Annotated in this window: 15 protein-coding genes; 9 read left to right on the forward strand and 6 right to left on the reverse strand. The window is 73.2% G+C overall.

Annotated elements, in window-relative coordinates:
• Nucleotides 1-42 precede the first annotated feature (42 nt).
• The 3 genes from ACFXOZ_RS10065 to ACFXOZ_RS10075 form a co-directional block, all read right to left on the reverse strand.
• On the reverse strand, nt 43-975 hold the full coding sequence (locus ACFXOZ_RS10065) for a carbohydrate ABC transporter permease (protein WP_380525388.1): 933 nt from the start codon (nt 973-975) through the stop codon (nt 43-45).
• A gap of 4 nt (nt 976-979) precedes the next feature.
• A complete protein-coding gene (locus tag ACFXOZ_RS10070; protein WP_375894380.1) occupies nt 980-1,852 on the reverse strand; it encodes a carbohydrate ABC transporter permease in 873 nt (290 codons plus the stop codon).
• 171 nt (nt 1,853-2,023) lie between these two features.
• Entirely contained in the window at nt 2,024-3,313 is a 1,290-nt protein-coding gene (locus ACFXOZ_RS10075; RefSeq protein WP_380589062.1) for an ABC transporter substrate-binding protein, read from the reverse strand.
• Between the two features lie 133 nt (nt 3,314-3,446).
• On the opposite strand from ACFXOZ_RS10075, the gene ACFXOZ_RS10080 reads away from it, so the two are divergent.
• From ACFXOZ_RS10080 to ACFXOZ_RS10110, 7 genes are all read left to right on the forward strand, one after another.
• Nucleotides 3,447-4,472, forward strand: a complete 1,026-nt coding sequence (locus tag ACFXOZ_RS10080; protein WP_375894386.1) for a LacI family DNA-binding transcriptional regulator — start codon at nt 3,447-3,449, stop codon at nt 4,470-4,472.
• A 270-nt stretch (nt 4,473-4,742) separates the two neighbouring features.
• A complete protein-coding gene (locus ACFXOZ_RS10085) occupies nt 4,743-7,217 on the forward strand; it encodes a discoidin domain-containing protein (protein WP_380589065.1) in 2,475 nt (824 codons plus the stop codon).
• Between the two features lie 75 nt (nt 7,218-7,292).
• Entirely contained in the window at nt 7,293-11,582 is a 4,290-nt protein-coding gene (locus ACFXOZ_RS10090; RefSeq protein WP_380589068.1) for an NEW3 domain-containing protein, read from the forward strand.
• Nucleotides 11,579-12,274 (forward strand): hypothetical protein, encoded by a 696-nt coding sequence (locus ACFXOZ_RS10095; protein WP_380525384.1) that lies wholly within the window; start codon nt 11,579-11,581, stop codon nt 12,272-12,274. Before ACFXOZ_RS10090 ends, ACFXOZ_RS10095 begins: the two co-directional genes overlap by 4 nt.
• 72 nt (nt 12,275-12,346) lie before the next feature.
• The gene (locus ACFXOZ_RS10100) at nt 12,347-13,006 is read left to right on the forward strand and encodes an HAD family hydrolase (RefSeq protein WP_380589071.1); all 660 of its coding nucleotides are present in this window, start codon (nt 12,347-12,349) and stop codon (nt 13,004-13,006) included.
• Between the two features lie 421 nt (nt 13,007-13,427).
• Nucleotides 13,428-13,796 (forward strand): hypothetical protein, encoded by a 369-nt coding sequence (locus ACFXOZ_RS10105; RefSeq protein WP_380525383.1) that lies wholly within the window; start codon nt 13,428-13,430, stop codon nt 13,794-13,796.
• Between the two features lie 377 nt (nt 13,797-14,173).
• Complete coding sequence (locus tag ACFXOZ_RS10110; RefSeq protein WP_380589074.1) at nt 14,174-15,157, forward strand: serine/threonine dehydratase; 984 nt, start codon at nt 14,174-14,176, stop codon at nt 15,155-15,157.
• Here ACFXOZ_RS10110 and ACFXOZ_RS10115 read toward each other — a convergent pair.
• Nucleotides 15,046-15,792: a LuxR C-terminal-related transcriptional regulator gene (locus ACFXOZ_RS10115; RefSeq protein ID WP_380589076.1), complete on the reverse strand. Its 747-nt coding sequence runs from the start codon at nt 15,790-15,792 to the stop codon at nt 15,046-15,048. The genes ACFXOZ_RS10110 and ACFXOZ_RS10115 overlap by 112 nt on opposite strands.
• The gene (locus tag ACFXOZ_RS10120) at nt 15,780-17,132 is read right to left on the reverse strand and encodes a sensor histidine kinase (RefSeq protein ID WP_380589079.1); all 1,353 of its coding nucleotides are present in this window, start codon (nt 17,130-17,132) and stop codon (nt 15,780-15,782) included. The genes ACFXOZ_RS10115 and ACFXOZ_RS10120 overlap by 13 nt, the downstream gene beginning before the upstream one ends.
• 111 nt (nt 17,133-17,243) lie before the next feature.
• On the opposite strand from ACFXOZ_RS10120, the gene ACFXOZ_RS10125 reads away from it, so the two are divergent.
• Nucleotides 17,244-18,125 (forward strand): CPBP family intramembrane glutamic endopeptidase, encoded by an 882-nt coding sequence (locus ACFXOZ_RS10125; RefSeq protein ID WP_380589082.1) that lies wholly within the window; start codon nt 17,244-17,246, stop codon nt 18,123-18,125.
• A 179-nt stretch (nt 18,126-18,304) separates the two neighbouring features.
• The gene (locus ACFXOZ_RS10130; RefSeq protein WP_380589117.1) at nt 18,305-19,108 is read left to right on the forward strand and encodes an alpha/beta fold hydrolase; all 804 of its coding nucleotides are present in this window, start codon (nt 18,305-18,307) and stop codon (nt 19,106-19,108) included.
• On the opposite strand, the gene ACFXOZ_RS10135 is transcribed toward ACFXOZ_RS10130, so the two are convergent.
• Complete coding sequence (locus ACFXOZ_RS10135) at nt 19,098-20,210, reverse strand: GlxA family transcriptional regulator (protein WP_380526383.1); 1,113 nt, start codon at nt 20,208-20,210, stop codon at nt 19,098-19,100. The genes ACFXOZ_RS10130 and ACFXOZ_RS10135 overlap by 11 nt on opposite strands.
• Nucleotides 20,211-20,236: the final 26 nt, after the last annotated feature.

Genomic DNA, 20,236 nt, shown 5'->3' on the forward strand with positions numbered 1-20,236 from the left:
ACTGGGTCGGGGCGTACGGACGGTGTTCTCGTCCTCGGGGGCTCAGCCCTTGACGGCTCCCTCCTCGACGCCCTGGAAGAAGAAGCGCTGGCAGACGGCGAACACCACGACGATCGGCAGGAACGCGATCATGGTGCCGGCCGCGATCAGCCGGGGATTGGCGGAGAAGGTGCCGTTGAGGTACTGGAGCCCGACGGTCAGGGTGTACTTCTGCGGGTCGTTGAGCACGATCAGCGGCCAGAGGAAGTCGTCCCAGGCACCGATGAAGGTGAAGATGACGATCACGCTGAGCATGCCGCGCACGTTCGGCAGACCGATGTACCACAGCCGCTGCCAGACGTTGGCGCCGTCCACCAGCGCCGCCTGGTCGAGCTCGGCCGGTACGGCGGCGAAGGCGGTGCGCATCAGCAGCACGTTGAGCATCGCGATCGCCCCGGGCAGGGCCACCCCGGCCAGGCTGTCGGCCAGGCCGAGGCCGCGCACCAGCACGTACTGGGAGACGATGGTGACCTCGCCGGGCAGCACCAGGGTGGCCAGGAAGAGGCCGAGGAGCAGCCGGGCGCCGCGGAAGCGCAGTCGGGCCAGGGCGTAGCCGGCCAGAGTGCAGCCGACCACGTTGCCGGCGATGCAGACGGCCGCGACGGTCAGCGAGTTGAGGGCGTACGTCCACACCGGGATGGTGTCGGCGACCTTGCCGAAGTTGCCTAGGGTGGGCTGGTCGGGCAGGAAGCTCGGGGTGCGGGTGTAGACGTCCTCGGTGGGGCCCTTGAGGGCGGTGGACAGCTGCCAGAGGAAGGGGCCGATCACCAGCAGCAGGACGAGCAGCAGGAGCAGGTAACGGGAGGCGGTCCGGGCGCGGGAGGGGGTGTTGAAGCCGCGGGCGCCGCCCTTGGCCTCCTTGGCCCCCTTGGTCCTCCTGCCCCCCTCGGCGCTCGGGTCGGGCTTGCGGCGGGGGTCGGTGGTCGCGGTGGTCACGGGTTCAGGCCGCCTTCCGGTTCAGCCGCAGCAGGAACAGCATCGGGCCGAGGGTGACGACGAACAGCAGCAGGCTGAGCGCGGAGGCGTAGCCCAGGTGGCCGTTGAAGCCGCGGCTGTACATCTGGATCAGCATCACCACCGACATGTCGCGGCCGCCGGGGCCGCCCAGTCCGTTGGAGAGCACGTACAACTCGGAGAAGACGCGCAGCGAACTCACCGAGATGAGCGCGGAGATGAGCACCATGGTCGGGCGCACCCCCGGCAGGGTGATGTGCCAGAAGCGGCGCAGCGGGCTCGCGCCGTCCACGGCCGCCGCCTCGTGCAGCTCGTGCGGGACGTTGGCGAGGGCGGAGAGGTAGATCACCATGTAGTAGCCGAGCCCCTTCCAGACGGTCAGGGCGATCGCGCTGAACAGCAGCAGCCAGCGGTCGGTGAGGAAGGGGACCGGGGAGTCGGCCAGGCCGCCCTCCTGGAGCAGGCCGTTGACCAGGCCCCGGTCGTCCAGCACCCAGCCCCAGATCAGTGCCACCACGACGGCGGAGGCGATCACCGGGGTGTAGAAGGCGGTGCGGAAGAAGGTGATGCCGGGGATCCGGCGCTGCACCAGCAGGGCGAGCAGCAGCGGCAGGACGGTCAGCAGGGGGAGGCAGACCAGCATGAACACGATGCTGTTGAGCAGGGCGTCGGCGAGCTGGGCGTCGTCCAGCAGCCGGCCGTAGTTCTCCAGGCCGGTGAACCGGCCGCCGCCGATGGGCTTGGCGTTGGTGAAGGAGAGGATCACCGTGTTGACGGCCGGCCAGAGGTTGAAGACGGCCAGCCAGAGTATCGCGGGGCCGGCGAGCAGCCAGGGAGTGAACCAGCGCCGGTGGGTCATGCGGATGCCTTCCTGGGGCTGGGCCTTCCGGGGCCCGGGGTGGTACAGGCCCCGGGGGTGTGCGAGGCCCGGGGCGGCGGGTGTGGGGGAGGACCCGCCGCTTCGCCGGTAGGGGGTACGGGACTGCGGTTCGTCGGGACGTCGGGACGGTGAGGCCGCGGCTGCGGGGGATCAGCCCTTGAGCAGCTTGTTGCACTGCTCCACGGCGGTGTCCAGGGCCTGCTGGGAGCTGCTCTGGCCGCTGATGGCGAGGGCGAACTGCTGCTTGACGACGGTGCCCATCGCGTCGTCCACCTCGACCGGCTGGATCAGCTCGGCCTTGGCGAGCGAGGTGAAGGCGATCACCTTGGCGTCGCCCGCGTTGGTGCCGTCGCTCTTGCTGAAGAACGGGTCGCTCGCGGAGGCCTTGGTGGACGGGAAGACGCTGGTCAGGTGGGCGAAGGCGGCCTGGTTCTCCGGGCTGGTGACCCAGCGGGCCAGGGCGACCGCGGCGGCCGGGTTCTTGGTGTTCTTCGGGATGGACAGGCCCTGGACGTACATCGGCGGGGTGCCCATCGCGGGGGACGGGACGACCTTCGGCGCCAGGGTGGGGTTGTCGGTGGCGAGGCTGGTGATGAAGTTGCCGCCGCCGGTGGTCCAGGCCGCGGTCCCGGCGCTGAACAGCTTGGAGTTGCCGGCGTAGGTGTCGGTGAGCACCCCGTTCGGCATCAGGCCCTCCTTGAAGGCGTCGCGGTACTTGTCGAGCAGTGCAGCGGCCTCCGGGGTGTTGAAGGTGAAGGACTTGCCGTCGTCGGCCATGATCTTGACGCCGATGTTGTAGAGGTCGCCGAGGCCGGGCTTGCGGCTCATCAGGTAGGCCTGGCCGCCGGACTTCTCCTTCATCACCCGGGCCTGGGCGATCAGCTCGTCCAGGGTGGTCGGGGGCTTCTTCGGGTCCAGCCCGTCCTTCGTCAGGAGGTCGGAACTCCAGTAGTTCACATCGGTGTTGAGGTACCAGGGGTAGCCGAAGGTGCCCTGGTAGCCGCGGTAGCGGTAGGCGCTCACGCCGCCGGCCACGTACTCGTCCGCGAGCTTCGGGTCGGCCTTGGCGACGTCCAGCAGGACGTCCTTCTTGGCCAGCGGGAAGGCGAAGTCCGGCGGGAGGTTGACCACGTCGGGCAGGGTGCCGGAGGCGGCCTGGCTGAGCACCTTGTCGGAGTAGCCCTCGCCGGGCTGGTCCAGCCAGTCGACCTCGACGCCGGGGTACTTCTTCTTGAAGCCGTCGATCACGCCCTGCATGTAGTCGGTGAACTTCGGCTTGAGCGCCCAGGTCTGGATCGAGACCTTGCCCTTGACCTCACCGGTGGCGGCCGCACTCGCCACGTTGTCGCTGCTCTTGGTGTCTCCGGAGCCGAGTCCGCAGCCGGTGAGGGCCGCCGCGGTGAGGGCCGTGGTGGTCAGTGCCGCCCAGATTCTTCGCATGAGGGTCTCCCGGTGGTCCTGGGGTTCTGGGATGGGTGGTGGTGTGTCAGAACCTGCTTAACTAAACCGGTCTAGCTCTGGCAGGGACTATGCTCCCGCCTAAACTTGACTGTCAAGAGAGGAGTCGGATCCTGTGGGCAGACCGACGATCGCCGACATCGCGCGCCAGGCCGGCGTCTCCAAGGGCGCGGTCTCCTTCGCGCTCAACGGCCGCCCCGGTGTCAGCGAGGCGACCAGGGACCGGATCCTGCGGGTCGCCGAGGAGATGAACTGGCGCCCGCACAGCGCCGCCCGCGCCCTCGGCGGCGCCCGCTCCGACGCCGTCGGCCTGGTGATCGCCCGCCCGGCCCGCACCATCGGCGTCGAGCCGTTCTTCAGCCAACTGCTCTCCGGCCTCCAGGCCGTGCTCTCGGCCAGCTCGGTCGCCCTGCACCTGATGGTGGTCGAGGACACCGCCGCCGAGATCGGGGTCTACCGGCGCTGGGCCTCCGAGCACCGGGTGGACGGGTTCATCGTGGTGGACCTCCAGGTCAAGGACCCGCGGCTGCCCGTCCTGGACGAACTCGGGCTGCCCGCCGTCGTCCTGGGCGGGCCCGGCAAGGGCGGCAACCAGCTGCGGATCTGGGCCGACGACCGGGAGGCGATGCTCTCCATCGTCGACTACCTGGCCGCCATCGGGCACCGCCGGATCGCCCACCTCGCCGGGCTGCCGCACTTCCAGCACACCCAGCGCCGGATCCGCGCGCTGCGCGACGCCTCGCGCCGGCTCGGACTGGAGGAGGCGCTGTCGGTGCCCACCGACTTCAGCGACGCCGAGGGCGCGGCGGCCACCCGCACCCTGCTCTCCCGGCCCGGGCGGCCCACCGCGATCGTCTACGACAGCGACGTGATGGCCGTCGCCGGGCTGGGCGTGGCGGGGGAGATGGGCGTCTCGGTGCCCGGGGAGCTGTCCATCGTCTCCTTCGACGACTCGGTGCTCGCCCGGATCGTCCACCCGCCGCTGACCGCGCTCAGCCGGGACACCTTCGCGCTCGGCGAGCAGGTCGCGCGCAGCCTGCTGGAGGCCCTGGACGGCGCCGGGCCCGACCGCGACCTCCAGATGCCGACGCCCCGGCTGACGGTGCGGGAGTCCACCTCCCCGCCGGGCAGCGGTTCCTGACTCCCTCGGTGCCGGGCCCTGACTCCTCCGGGCGCCGGGCCCTGACTCCTCCGGGTGCCGGTTCCTGACTCCGTCGGGTGGTTGTTGTCCGGGTCGTTGACACCCGTTCTGAACCGGTTTAGCCTCGCTGCGCCGAGAGGGTCCGCTCCTGCTGCCCGTTCCTGTGGCCTCCGGCTCCCCTCGGTTCAGCACCGGCACGCCCGCATGCGGCCGGCCCCCGTCCGCGACGGCGGGCCCGCCCCCACCCCTCCGCCCGATCGGAGCCCCCGCATGTCACGACGCCTACCCCTGCTGCTCAGCGCAGTCCTCGCGACGGCCGCACTCACCGCCACGCCCTCCGCCTGGGCCGCACCCGTGACGGCCGCCGCGCCGCCGCCCACGGCTGCCGCGCCGCTGCCCACGGCACCCGCCGGCCCGGGCAGCCAGCCGTACGCCTCCTACTGGTACCCCAGCACGATCCTCAGCTGGGATCCGGCCACCGACCCGGATGCCCGGTTCAACCGCTCCCGCGTCCCGCTCCAGCCCCGCACCAGCGACCCTGCCCTGGCCGCCAACCCCAACGCCCGCGCCGGCGAAGGGAAGATCGCCTCACTGGTCTCCTTCGGCCCCACCTCCAACAACCCCTCCCAGGGCTCCGCCGACCCCAACTACTACGCCTTCGGCTACTGGCAGTACGTCGACAAGCTGGTGTTCTGGGGCGGCTCGGCCGGGGAAGGCCTGATCCTCGCGCCCAACCCGACGGTGATCGACGCCGCCCACCGCAACGGCGTCAAGGTCTACGGCACCGTCTTCTTCCCGCCCGCCGCGTACGGCGGCCAGCTCCAGTGGGTGCGCGACTTCGTCCAGAAGTCCGGCAACCGCTACCCCGTCGCCGACAAGCTCGCCCAGGCCGCCCAGTACTACGGCTTCGACGGCTGGTTCATCAACCAGGAGACCGGCGGCGGGGATTCGGGCCTGGCCGGCGAGGTGCGCAACCTGATGCAGTACACCAAGGCGCAGAGCGGTACCGACTTCATGTGGTACGACGCGATGACCACCTCCGGTGCGGTCGACTGGCAGAACGCCCTCACCTCCGCCAACTCACCGTTCCTGCAAGACGGTTCGAAGAGAACCTCGGACTCGATGTTCCTCAACTTCGGCTGGAGCCAGGACGGCCTGGACTCCTCCCGCACCCTGGCCCGGCAACTCGGCCGCAGCGAGTACGAGTTGTACTCCGGCATCGACACCGAGGCGAACGGCTACAACACCTCCGTCGACTGGAACACCCTCTTCCCGTCCGGGCAGCCGCACACCACCTCGCTCGGCCTCTACCGCCCCGAGTGGACCTGGAAGTCCGCCACCGACCGGGCCGACTTCTACGCCAAGGACGCCCGCTACTGGGTCGGCGCCAACAACGACCCGTCCAAGGTCGACCTCTCGTCCGGGTGGCCCGGCCTGGCGGGCTACGTCGCCGAGTCCTCGCCGATCACCGCCAAGCCCTTCGTCACCAACTTCGACACCGGCCAGGGCGACTTCTACAACGCGGCCGGCACCCGGGTCGCCACCGGCGGGTGGAACAACCTCTCGCTGCAGGACGTCCCGCCGACCTACCGCTGGGTGGTCGACTCCACCGGCAGCAGGCTCAGCCCGTCCGTCGACTTCACCGACGCCTACCAGGGCGGCTCCTCGCTGCGGCTGACCGGCACCCTGGACGCCACCAACACCGTCCGGCTCTACCAGACCCGGCTGCCGGTCGCCGCGAACACCAAGCTCGACCTGGTGGTCAAGACCCCGGCCGCCGGCCCGACCAGGCTCAAGGCCGCCGTCTCCTTCACCGACGCCCCGGGCAGCTTCACCACCGTGGACGTCGGGAGCAACACCGGGACGGGCTGGGAGCGGCACACCCTCGACCTCTCCCGGTACGCCGGCCGCACCATCGCCCAGCTCGCCCTCCAGGTCACCGGCAACGACCCGGCCTACGACCTGCGGGTCGGCCAAGTCGCCCTCTACGACGGCACGGTGGAGAGCCCGGCCGCGCCGAGCGGGCTGACCGTGCTCGGCGCGAGCGACGTGACGGCCGGCGCGAGCCAGTCGCTGCGACTGTCCTGGACGGCGGCCCCCGGCGGCAACGTCCACCACTACGAGGTGTACCGGCGCAACCCGGACGGCAGCCGGACCTTCCTGGGGGCCACCCCCAACGACGCCTACTACGTCGGGCGGTTGGACCGGGCCGGCACCGAGGCCGCCACCACGCTGGACGTGGAGGCGGTGTCCACCACCTACGGGCACTCGGCCGTCGCCTCCACCACCGTGGGCTGGAACGCCACCCCGCCGACCGGCTCGACCGACCTCGCGCTCAACCGCCCCGCCACCGCCTCCGGCCAGTGCAACGCCAACGAGGGCCCGGCCAAGGCCGTCAACGGCAGCGTCAACGGCGGCACGAGCGACAAGTGGTGCACGCTGACGGCCGCCAAGTGGCTGGAGGTGGACCTCGGTTCGGCGAAGAAGCTGAACAGGTTCGTGGTCCGGCACGCCCAGGCGGGCGGGGAGAGCGCCGCGTACAACACCCGGGACTTCTCACTCCAGACCCGCGTGAAGAGCACCGACCCGTGGACGACCGTCGCCACCGTGACCGGCAACACCGCGGGCACCACCACCCATCCGGTGGACACCACCGCCCGCTACGTCCGGCTGGTCGTCACCAAGCCCACCCAGAGCGGCGATCCGGCCGCCCGGATCTACGAGTTCGAGGCCTGGGGCCAGTAGGCGTCCGCACCGCATCTCCGTACCGGGTAGGCCTCCGTCACCGCGTAGGCCTCCGTACCGAAAGGACCACCCCCCGTGCCGGTCACCACCATCACCGCCGTCGAGAGCACCGACCTGTTCGTCGGCCCCGAGGACGCCCCGCGCCAGATCCTGCGGGTGACGGTCGAGGGGCCGGCCGCCCCGATCACCGTCAGCGGGACGGGCGTCCGCGGCGAGGCGACCGGCACGGGGCTGGTCGACGTCCCCCTGGAGATCACCGGAGCGTCCGTCGGCGCGCAACTTCCCGTCACGGTGAGGGTGGTGGGGAGCGAGGCGGCCGGTGTCGTGGAGGTCGCCGAGCCCGGCTGGACGATGTTCCTGGTCTCCCACTTCCACTACGACCCGGTCTGGTGGAACACCCAGGCCGCCTACACCTCGCCGTGGGAACTGCTCGGCGCCGACGCCACCACCCGGCCGCTCTGGGAGCGCAACGGCTTCGCCCTCGTCGACGCCCACCTCGACCTGGCCCTGCGGGACCCGGTGTACAAGTTCGTGCTGGCCGAGGTCGACTACCTGAAACCGTACTTCGACCAGCACCCGGAGCGGCGCGCGGTGCTCCGCACGCTGCTGGAGCGCGGGCAGGTCGAGCTCGTCGGCGGCACCTACAACGAGCCCAACACCAACCTCACCGGCGCCGAGACGACCATCCGCAACATCGTCCACGGCATCGGCTACCAGCGCGACATCCTCGGCGGCGACCCGCAGACCGCCTGGCAGCTCGACGTGTTCGGCCACGACCCGCAGTTCCCCGGCCACCTCGCCGCGGCCGGCCTCACCGGCAGCGCGTGGGCCCGCGGGCCGTTCCACCAGTGGGGCCCGATCCAGAAGAACTTCCGCCAGGGCAAGGACGACGCCCGGGTGATGCAGTTCCCCAGCGAGTTCGAGTGGATCGCGCCCGGCGGGGAGGGCGTGCTCACCCACTACATGCCGCACCACTACTCGGCCGGCTGGTGGATGGACTCCTCGCCCGACCTCCCCGCCGCCGAACAAGCGGTGTACGAGCTGTACCGCAAGCTCAAGCCGGTCGGCGCGACCAGGAACCTGCTGCTGCCGGTCGGCACGGACTACACCCCGCCGAACAAGTGGGTCACCGCGATCCACCGCTCCTGGCCCGAGAAGTACCTGTGGCCGCGCTTCGTCTGCGCCACCCCGCGCGACTTCCTGGACGCCGTCCGGGCCGAACTCGCCGCCACCGGGCGCCGGCCCAGCCCGCAGACCCGCGACATGAACCCGGTGTACACCGGCAAGGACGTCTCCTACATCGACACCAAGCAGGCCCAACGGGCGGGCGAGGTCGCGGCGGTGGACGCGGAGAAGCTCGCCGCGCTGGCCGTCGTCAACGGGCTCGGCGCCTACCCGGCCGCCGCGCTCGACAAGGTGTGGCGCCAACTCGCCTACGGGGCCCACCACGACGCGATCACCGGCTCGGAGTCGGACCAGGTGTACCTGGACCTGCTGGGCGGCTGGCGGGAGGCGTACGACCTGGCCTCGGCGGTCCGGGACGCGGCGCTGGACGCGCTGACGGCGCGGATCTCCACGGTGGGCATCTCCACGACGGGCGTCGGCTCGGCGGGCACCTCCACGGCGGGCGTCGGCTCGGCTCTGGTGGTGACCAACACGCTGTCCTTCGACCGGACGGATCTGGTCTCGGTCGAACTCCCGTCCGGTGAAAGGTCGGTGCGGGTCGTGGACGACACCGGCGCGGCCGTGCCGAGCGCCGTGGACCGGGGCGTGCTGCGGTTCCTGGCCGCCGACGTGCCCGCGCTCGGCTGGCGCACCTGGCGGTTGCTGCCCGGGGAGCCCTCGGCCCCGGCGTGGGCCGAGGCCGAGGGCGTGGTGATCGCCAACGAGCGGTACCGGGTGACGGCCGACCCGGCGCGCGGCGGCGGGCTCGGATCGGTGTACGACCTGCTGCACGAACGGGAGTTGATCCAGGAGGGTCGGATCGGCAACGAACTGCGGGTGTACGAGGAGTACCCGCAGCACCCCGACTTCGGCGAGGGCCCGTGGCACCTGGTGCCGAGCGGGCCGGTGGTCGGCTCCGGGGACGGCGCCGGTTCCGTGCGCCGCGAGACCGGGCCGCTCGGCGAGCGGCTGGTGATCGCGGGGACGGTCGACGGCCTGCGCTACGAGCAGACGGTCACGCTGTGGCGCGGGCTGGACCGGGTCGACTGCCGCACCAGGGCGGTCGACTACTCCGGCGCCGACCGGCTGCTGCGACTGCGCTTCCCGGTGGACGTCCCCGGCGGGCTGCCGGTCAGCGAGGTCGCCGGCGCGGTCGTCGGGCGCGGCTTCGCGATGCCGGACGTGGACTCGGCGGAGGCGCCGTGGACGCTGGACAACCCGGCCAACACCTGGTTCGGGCTGGGCGCCACCGCGCGGGCGGAGCTCACCTCGGCCTCCGGCGAGGTCATCGGCTCGCGCGCGCTCGGCGTCGCCGAGGTGGTCGTCCCGACCCTGGACGACGCCGCCGACGCCCGTCCGCTGCTGGTCGCGCTGGCCCGGGTCGGCGTCACCGCCACCACCTCGGGGGCGGACTGGGCGCGGTACGGCTGGCTGGACGTCGACTCCAACCTGCCGGACTTCCGGATCGTCGTCGGCGGCCCGGAAGTCAACGACGCGGCAAAGGAGTTGATCGACCGGACGGGCGAGGAGTACGCGGCCGCGCTCAAGGCGCACGGCGCGGTGTGGGTGCCCGCGCTGACACCGCTGGCCGAGGTGTGGCGGCCCGACGCGGACCTGCGGGACCTGCGCTCCCTGCCCGCCCTGGTGGTCGCCGATGTGCCGGCCCTGGTGGACGACCTCGCCGACGCCCGGATCACCGCCGTCTGCCCGATGACGGTGTCGGAGCCGGTGTCGGTGCCGGTGCCGGTGCCTGTGCCGGTGCCGGAGTCGGAGGAACTCGCCGACCACACCGTGGCGTTGCTCAGCTTCGGCCTGCCCGGCTTCGCGGTGGACACCACCGGCGCGCTGCACCTGTCGCTGATGCGCTCCTGCACCGGCTGGCCGTCCGGGGTGTGGATCGACCCGCCCCGGCGCACCCTGCCCGACGGCGCCTCCTTCCAACTCCAGCACTGGACCCACGAGTTCGGCTATGCCCTGGTCGGCGGTGACGGTGACTGGCGGGCGCAGGCACTGCCCGCGCGGGGGCAGGAGTTCAACCACCCGCTGTACGCGCGGATCCTGGCCGCGCCGCAGGACGGCCCGCTGCCCGCCACGCTGTCCTGGCTGCGGGTCGAACCGCAGCGCGAGGTGCTGCTCGGCGCACTCAAGCCGGCCGGGAACCCGATCGCCCACGGCTCGGCGGCGCCCGTCGGACCCGAGCTGACCGTGCGGCTGGTCGAATCCACTGGCCTCGGCCGGACGGCGGCACTCGGCGGTGCGCTCGGGCTGACCGACCTGCGGGCGGCCGACCTGCTGGAGCGCCCCCTCGGCCCGGCCGAGCTGGACCTGCCCGGCTCGTCGATCACCACCCTGCTCGCCGCGCCCGGCGTCTCGGCCCGGCCCGGGGGCACGGCCGGGGGTACGGTACTCGGCCCGGTCGCCGAACCCGCCCAGCCCGTCCATGCCCGCTACTGGCTGCACAACCGGGGCCCGGCGCCGCTCGGCTACCTGCCGGTGTCGGTCGGCGCCTCGCCCGGGCTGCTGCGGACGGCGGGGGAGCCGGTGACGCTCTCGGTCGCCCTCTCCTCCCAGCTGCGGGACGCCGCCGTCGAGGGCACGGCCGTCGTGCTGCCGCCGGAGGGCTGGGCGACCAGCCTCGCCAGCCGCCCGTACCGGCTCGCCCCCGACGGCCACCTGCGCTTCCCGGTCACCCTCACCCCGCCGGCCGACGCCCGGCCCGGGCTGCACTTCGCCGCCGTCCGGATCGAGCACGACGGACAGGCGGTCGAGGACGTGGTCACCATCGCCGTCGGCGACCTCCCCGCGCTGCTGCCGGTCCCCGGCGACGCCCCGGAGGACTGGACGGCCGCCCAGGGCACCAAGGCGACGACCGGCCGCGACACCGGGCTGTCCGTGGACGTCGGTGCCGAGACCCTGCGGGTGGCGCCCGGCGGCCGGGCCACCCTCGGGCTCACCCTCACCAATCGCACCAGCGGCGAGATCCGCGGCGAGCTGCAACTGGTCTCCCCGTGGGGGACGTGGGAGGCCGTCGCCGACCCGGTGCGCGGCTTCGCCGTCCCCGCCGACTCGGCCGTCACCGTCGACTTCGCCGTCACCGCCCCCGAGTCCCTCGACCCCGGCGCGTACTGGGCCCTCGCCAAGGTCATGTGGTTCGGCCGCTGCCAGTACGCCCCCACCGTCGCCCTGGTGGTGGAGGCATGACCCTCGGCCTGCTCGACGGACGCCCCCTCCCGCGCACCGCCCTCGACGCCCGCCTCGCCGCCCTGCGGGGCGGCCCGCGATCCACCGCCCTCCCCCTGCCCGGCAGTTCGGAGGACCGGCAGCTCACCCGGTGGGTCGCCCAGGTGCTGCTGACCGAGGCCCTCTGCGAGACGGTCGCCGCCGAACGCGGCCTCCCGGTCGTCGCCCCCGGCCCGTCCCGCCTCGACCAACAGGCGGCCGTCGAACTCGGCTCCATCACGGCGGCCGCCTACGAGGGCAGCGCGGCCGTCCGTGCCGTCTACGCATCCGTGACCGCCGGCATCGAGCCGTCCGCCGCCGACGTCGCCCACTACCGCGCCGTGACCGCCCGCCCACCGACCACCCGCTGGCACCTCGCCCTCCCCGACGGCGGCTTCGAAGCCGACCCCGACACCCTCCCGGAGGCCCTCGCCGAGGCGCTTCGGGAGGCCCCACCGGGTGAGTGGGTCACCGTCGGCCCCTGGACGGCGATGCTCCTCGCCACCCTGGCCGTCCCCCGGAACCCCGACCCCACCCCGGCCCTCCGGGAGGCCGCGCGAAGGGCGGAGTTCGTCCGCTGGCTGGACCACGAGCGGGCCCAACGCCTCACCCTGGTCGAGGGATTGGAACACCCCGGCGACCCGGCCCAACCCGACAACCACCACCGCCACTGAGCGCCTTGACAATGAGCCTGCCGCGCCCGGCGCCCGGGCGCGGCAGGCACCTGGCTTCGTTAGGCTGCCGTCATGATCCGTGCAGTGGTGTTCGACGTCGGCGAGTGCCTGGTGGACGAGACCCGGGAGTACGGCACCTGGGCGGACTGGCTGGGCGTTCCTCGGCACACCTTCGTCGCGCAGTTCGGCGCCGTGATCGCGCAGGGCCGCGACTACCGTGAGGCCTTCCAGGTCTTCCGACCGGGCTTCGACCTGTACGAGGAGCGCGAGAAGCGGGCGGTGGCCGGTCAGCCCGAAACCTTCGACGAGGAGGATCTGTACCCCGATGTCCGCCCGGCCCTCGCACGGCTGAGGGCGGACGGCCTCTGGCTCGCGATCGCGGGTAACCAGACCGTGCGGGCCGGCGCGATCCTTCGCCGGCTGTTCACGGACGACGTCGACCTGATCGGCACCTCCGACGACTGGGGCGCGAGCAAGCCGGATCCGGCGTTCTTCGAGCGGGTCGCGGAAGCGGTCCCGGCGCGACCGGAGGAGATCCTCTACGTCGGCGACCGCCTCGACAACGACGTCCTCCCCGCTGCCCGGGCCGGGATGTGCACCGCGCTGATCCGCCGGGGGCCGTGGGGCTGGATCCAGCAGCACGATCCCGCTGCTGATCGGGCGACCTTCCGGATCGACTCGCTCAGCCAGCTGCCGGAGCTCATCGCGAAGGCTGTCTCTGGAGCGAACTGACCGTCGCCGACCGGGAGTAGAGGCGGTCGTCGACGCGCCGGACCGAGTTCGGGTCCTGCCGGCTCGCGAGCGCCCGGCGGGCCTCTCGGATGCGATCCACGCCGGTGGCGTACCAGGTCGCGCCCAGCTGATCGAGTGCCTGCTCCAGCAGAGCACACGCCGTATCAGGCGATTGGGGCCCGCTGTTGCCGGCCCGCCGAGCAGTGCGTTCGGCGGGCCGGTTCGACTGTCCGCCGGTGCCGTATCCAGGGGTCGGGCAGGAACCGGGCGAAGGGGGCAGCTGCAGTCCGGCGAGGCTTTCGGTGGGGGTCTGCGCGGTGGATCTTTAGGCCGGAAAGTCGCTATCCGAAACCGATGATCAAACCATAGGAATAGCTCCACGGCCTGACCGGCCACCCCCGATCAGAAGGAGCCACCGCCCATGATTCGCCTCCGTACCACCTGTATGGCCATCGCCGGCACCGCGGCGATGTTGGCCCTGGCCGCGGCGCCCGCCCAGGCCGCCCCGGGCGACGTCACGACCATGTGCGGAAGCACTCTCACCCCGGCCGGCTCCGTCGATGTGAGTTGGGGTTACAGCAGCAGTTGCGGTACGCAGAGCTTCAGCCCGAACATCAAGCAGGTGAAGCAGCTCACCGGACTGCCCGTCGGCACCGTGGTCCAGGCCTGCAGCACCACCTACCCGCCGGCGGGCTGGGTCCAGACCGGTTCGTACTACACCAGCAGCTGCGTCGCCTGGTCGAACCCGAGCTTCAACAACAACGCCTGGCAGCTGAAGCGCGTCTCCTGACCCGGCGACTCCGGCTGCGCGATGCGGAGGGCCCCGGCCGATCGCCGGGGCCCTCCGTCGTTCACGATCCACCTCGACGGGGGACGGGCCGGCCCGGGGGTTGTTGATCTAGGGTGTGTCTGACCATTCGCGTCGGATCAGCGCGCGGCGTTGGGGTGCGTGCATCGCAAGGCGGAGGAGGGAGCCCAATGCAGCGCATTGGCGACCGACGACAACGCGGCGAGGTGCGTGCCCCGGCGTCGCGCGCCCGGCGGGAATGGTCAGACACACCCTAGGGTGGGCCGGTGCCGGGTGCTAGTCGTGCGTCGCGACGCAGGGCGTCGAGGGCGGTCGACGTGGCGGTCGGTGTGGCGGTCGAACGACAAGGGAGCAGGGACATGCGCGAACTCACCTATGGCGACATCGAAGCCGCCGGGGAGCGGATCGCCGGGCACGTTCGCCCGGTCGCCCTGGCGGCGGTCGAGGAGCGTACGGAGCCCGGTGAGCTGTGGCTGGCGCTGGAGTTCATGCAGCACACCGGGTCGTTCAAGGCCCGTGGTGCGCAGAACTTCCTCCGGGCCCACGGGGAGGCCGGCACCCTGCCCGACGCGGGGGTGACCATCGCCTCCGGCGGGAACGCCGGGCTGGCGTGTGCCTGGGCGGCCCGGCAGCTGGGCGTGCGGGCGACGGTGTTCGTGCCGGCCACGGCGCCGGCGGTGAAGGTGTCCAAGCTGCGCGGCTACGGCGCCGACGTGCGGCTGGTGGGTTCGGAGTACGCGGAGGCCCAGGCCGCCTGCGCGGAGTTCGCGGCGGTCGGCGGTGCGCTCGCGGCGCACGCCTACGACCACCCGCTGATCGCGGCCGGGGCGGGCACGCTGCTGGAGGAGATCCGGGACCGGATCCCGGGCCTGGACACCGTGGTGGTCGCGGTCGGCGGCGGCGGGCTGTTCGCGGGGGTCGCCACCGCCGCACGGGAGCACGGCGTGCGGACGGTCGCGGTGGAGCCGGGGAACTCCCGGGCGCTGAACGCCGCGCTGGCGGCGGGCCGTCCGGTCGACGTGCCGGTGGACTCGGTCGCCGCGGACTCGCTCGGGGCCCGGCGGGTCTCGGCCACGGCGTTGGGTGTCGCCCAACTGGGCGGCGTCCGGAGTGTGTTGGTGCCGGACGAGGAGATCGTCGGCGCGCGCCGTGCCCTGTGGGACGACCGCCGGGTGGCCGTCGAGCACGGCGCCGCCACCGCCCTCGCGGCGCTGGGCGGCCAGGCGGGCGGCTACCGGCCCGAGCCCGGCGAGAAGGTCTGCGTGGTGCTGTGCGGGGCCAACACCGATCCGTCGGACCTGGTCACGACCCCGGACGCCGGGCCCGGTGCTGAGGGTCGCTGAGGGGCTCCGAGGTGGGTGAGGACGGCGAGGACGCGCCGGTCGCCGCTGTCCTCGGGCGGGAGGTCGAGTTTCAGGAAGATGTTCCCGACGTGCTTGTGCACGGCCCGCTCGGTGACCACGAGGCGAGCGGCGATCTCGGAGTTGCCGTACCCCTGGGCCATCAGCGCGAGGACCTCGCGTTCGCGCTCGGTGAGCCGGGACAGCGGGTCGGTGGTTGTCGCGAGCAGCTGCCGGACCACGTCCGGGTCCAGCGCCGTGCCGCCGGCCGCGACCCGGTGGAGCGCGTCGAGGAAGTCGTCGACGCGGGCGACCCGGTCCTTGAGCAGGTAGCCGACGCCGGTGCCGTCGGCGAGTAGCTCCCGGGCGTAGGTGTCCTCGACGTACTGGGAGAGCACGAGGATCGGCAGCCCGGGGACGCGCTCCCGGGCGTGCAGCGCGGCCCTGATGCCCTCGTCGGTGAAGGAGGGCGGGAGCCGGACGTCCACCACGGCCACGTCCGGCCGGTGGGTGACGGCGGCCGTCAGGAAGGACGCGGCGTCCCCGGTGGTGGCGAGCACCTGGTTCCCCAGGGCCTCCAGCAGCGCGGTGAGTCCTTGCGCGAGCAGCGCGTTGTCCTCGGCGATCACGATGCGCACGGGCACTCCACGGTGATCACGGTGGGGCCGCCGGCCGGGCTCCGGACCAGCAGGACGCCGTCGACGGCCTCGACGCGCTGCCGGATGCCGCGCAGTCCGGTTCCGCGTGGTCCGGCGGTGCGTGGTCCGGTTCCGCGTGGTCCGGCGGTGCGTGGTCCGGTGCCGTGCGGTCCGGCTCCGCGCGGCCCGGTGCCGTCGTCGGGCCCGGCCTCGGCCGCGCCGCCCCGGCCGTCGTCGGTGATCTCCGCCCGCAGGGTGGCGCCCGTCCTGGCCAGGGTGACGGTCACGGCGCCGGCGTCGGCGTGCTTGGCCGCGTTGGTGAGCGCCTCGGTGACGGCGAAGTACACGGCGACCTCGATCTGGGCCGGTACGTCCCCGAGTTCACCGACCTCCACGGTGGCGGGCACCGGGCAGCGGGCGACGACCGCCGAGACCGCGCCGGCCAGGCCCCGGTCGGCGAGGACCGGCGGGTAGACGGACCGCAGCACGTCGCGCAGTTCGGCCATCGCCTCCTCGGCGCCCTCCCGGGCCCGGGTCAGCAGCGGGCCCACCGCGGCGGGGTCGGAGCCGAGCGTCCGTTCGGCGAGCCCGAGTTGCATGGCGAGGGTGACCAGCCGGGCCTGGGTGCCGTCGTGCAGGTCCCGCTCGATGCGGCGCAGCTCGTCGCCGTGCGCGGCGATCGCTCCGGTACGGGTCCGGTCCAGCGTGGACACGCGCTCGGCGAGGACCGCGGCGGCCGAGGGGGCGAGCAGCCACCGGCTCAGCGCGGCCGCCGTCCTGGCGAGCAGGGGCAGGCCGAACAGGGCGAGCAGCGCGCTCAGCAGGAACTGGGGGACCCCGGCGTAGAGCGCGGACCCCCAGCTGTCGACCGGGACGTTGAGGAGCGGCCTGATCGGATCGTCGGCCGGGAACAGCCACCACAGGCCGACGAGCGCGAGCACGGCGGCCGGGAACAGGAACAGCGCCGTGCCGAGCAGCCCGAGCGCGGTGCCGACGACCGCCATGACGGCCGCCCAGCGCAGGTCACGGCCGGTCGCCGGATCGGAGAGGACCGCCCCCAGGCGCCTGCGCGGGTGCGGTCCGGCCGGTGCCGGAGAGTTCGCCGTCCACCGCCCCAGGAGGGCGCGTTCGCCGTCGGCGAGCCACCGCAGCAGCCGGAGTTCGGGCGGCAGGACGAGCAGGCCCACGCCGACCAGGCAGAGCGCCGCCGAGTACAGGAGGACGGGCACCAGTACGAGCAGGGCCAGCCCCCGGACGAACACGGCAGCGCAGTACCCGGCGGCACGGGCCGAGCGCGCCGCGCCCGCCCGCGACGCCCGCGTCATCGAAGTGTCGTTCACGGCGGCCAGTCTCCCCTCCTCGGGCTCCCGACGCAGTGGAGCGTGCTACACCATCGGTCGACGCGCCTGCACGATCGTCCCGGCCCCCTCGCGGTTCGTAGCGTCACGGCCATGAAACGAACGAACACCTCGGACGGCTCGCGCTCCGAGCTGGTGCTGTTCCTGACGATCAGTTTCGTCGGCGCCTGGATCACCATGGTCCCGCTCTGGCTGGACGGCCTCCGCCGGACGAGCGCGGCGCAGGGGACGCCACGGCTGGCGGCGGTGTGCATGGTCCTGATGATGCTGGTGCCGGCCCTGACCGCCTTCGGCCTCACCGTGCGCGGCCGGGGCCCGCGCCAGGCCCTGCGGCTGCTCGGGCTCGCCCGGTCCACTCCCTGGCGGCACGAACTCCGTTCCGTGGCCGTCGCGTTGACGATCCCGCTCGGCCTCACCGCGGCCGGGCTGACCGTCGCCACGCTCACCGGCTGGTACGCCCCCGCGCACCTGCCCGGGCCCGGCACGGTCGTGCCGCTGGTGCTGAGCGCGCTGGTGTCCGTACCGCTGTACTTCGGCGAGGAACTCGGCTGGCAGGGCTACCTGTTGCCCCGGTTGCTGCCGTACGGCCGGGCCCGCGGCCTGCTGATCGGCGGCGCGATCTGGGGAGCCTGGCACGTCCCGATGACGGCGCTCGGCGGGAGCTACCCCGGCCATTCGGTGCTGCTGGGCATACCCGTCGCCGTGGTGACGGCCATGCTGCTGGGTACGGTCATCGCCGCCATCCGCTTGTCCACCGGGTCGGTGTGGGCGGCCGTCGCGGCGCACCTGTCGCTCAACGAGTTCACGCTGCCGCTGACCCGCGAGGTCTCGGGCCGCATCGTCGACCCGCTGCTGGCCGGCCCGTTGAGCATTTCGACCTGGCCGGTGACCGGCCTCGTGGTGCTGGTCGGCTGGCTGCTCCACCGGCGGAGTGCCGGCCGGGGCCCGGCGCTGCGGAACGGGCAACTCCGTTGATCGGCAGGGTGCGTTGCGACATGATCGGGGTCCGCCCGATTCGCTGGAGGTACGACGACGTGGCACCGACCGACGAGGCACGGACCGACGAGGCACCGACCGACGAGGCACGGACCGGCGAGGCAGGGACCGACGAGGCACGGACCGGTGAGGCAGGGACCGGCGTGGCGCGGCCCGACGTGGGATGGTCCGAGCGGCTGGTGTCGCACGACGGTGTCCGGCTCGTCTGCCGGGACTGGGCCGGGCCGGGCCGGCCCGTCGTGCTGCTGCACGGGCTGGCCGGGCACGCGGGTGAATGGGACGCGGTGGCAGCGGAGTTGAGCACCCGCCACCGGGTCGTCGCGGTCGACCAGCGCGGACACGGCGCGAGCGAGCGCCGCCCGCCGGAGGTCTCCCGTGCCGCCTACGTCGCCGATGTGGTGGCCGTCGTCGAGCAGTTGGGGCTGCGACGGCCGGTCCTGGCCGGGCAGTCGCTCGGCGGGCACACGGCCATGCTGACCGCCGCCGCGCACCCCGGACTCGTCGGCGGGCTGGTACTCGTCGAGGCCGGCCCGGGCGGGCCCGACCCGGACGTGGCCGGGGAGGTCGGCGACTGGCTCGACTCCTGGCCGACGCCCTTCCCCGCTCGCGAGGCGGCCGTCGAGTTCCTCGGCGGCGGATCGGTCGGCGCGGGCTGGGCGGCCGGGCTGGAGGAACGCGACGGCGGCTGGTGGCCGCGCTTCGACCGGGACGTGATGGTGGACTCGCTGACGGAGCTCACCCAGCGGTCCTTCCTGGCGGAGTGGGCGCGGATCGCCTGCCCCACGCTGGTCGTCCTGGGCCAGTCCGGGTTCGTCCCGGCGGCGGAGGCCGATGAGATGCTCCGGCGGGGCCCCGCCACCATGGCCGTCAGCATCCCCGGCACCGGGCACGACCTGCACCTGGAGCGGCCGGAGGCGCTGCACGCCGCACTCGCGGCCTTCCTCGTCGGGATCACCGACTGAGCGGGTCGGTGCCCGCTGGCCCGGTGCCCGCCGTCCCGGGGGGTGGTGTCCCGGGGGGTGGTGTCCGGGCCGGAGCGGGCTCCGCCCGCGGGGACGCCTCCGGCCCGAACCGGTGCCGGTAGGCCGACGGCGAGATGCCCGTCTCCCGGCGCACCAGCACCCGCAGGTTGGCGGCCGTGCCCAGTCCGCTGCGGCGCGCGACCACCTCCATCCGGGACTCGCCCCGCTCGATCAGCCGGCAGGCCAGGGCCACCCGTTCCCCGGTGAGCCAGGCCAGCGGTGTGGTGCCCAACTGGGCGCGGAACCGGCGGTGCAGCGTGGCCGGGCTGACCGCCGCGCGCACCGCCAGGTCGGCGACGGTGAGCGGTGCGTCCAGCCGTTCCTGCGCCCAGGCCAGCAGCGGCGCCAGTGACTCGTCCGTCCGCTCGGGCACCGGCCGTTCCACGAACTGCCGCTGCCCGCCGTCGCGGTGGGCCGCGAAGACCAGCCGACGGCTCACCGCGTTGGCGATCTCGGCACCGTGGTCGCGGCGCACCACGTGCAGGCCCAGGTCGAGCGCGGCCGCGCTGCCCGCGGCCGTCAGGATGTCGCCGTCGTCCACGAACAGCACGTCCGGTTCGAGCCGGACGGACGGGAAGCGGGCCCGGAAGTCGTCCGCCCACTGCCAGTGCGCGGTGGCCCGCCGCCCGTCCAGGACCCCGGCCTCGGCCATCGTGAAGGCGCCGCTGCAGAACCCGACCAGCCGCGCGCCCCGCGCGTGCGCCCGCCGGACGGCCTCCAGTACGGCGGGGCGGCGCGGCACCTCGACGTCGGGCCGGTTCGGGACGATCAGGGTGTCCGCCGTGTCGGCCGCCTCCAGGCCGGCGACCCCGGTGAGGGTGAAGAACCCGTCCCGCATCAGGGTGCTGGGCTCGGGGGAGCAGAGCCGGAAGTCGTACAGCTCGCGGCCGACCTCCGGCCTGCGCAGACCGAACACCTCGGTGGCGCAGCCGAGTTCGAAGGGGTTCGAGTTGGCGTCGACGATCACGACCACCCGGTGCGGGCCGGCCGTCGGGGGGTGCGGCTGCTGCGGTGGTTGCGGCTGCGAGGATCCTTGCGACATGTGCCATGTCTAGCACTCACGCCGGG

Source organism: Kitasatospora sp. NPDC059160 (assembly GCF_042755465.1).
Classification (GTDB): Bacteria; Actinomycetota; Actinomycetes; order Streptomycetales; family Streptomycetaceae; genus Kitasatospora.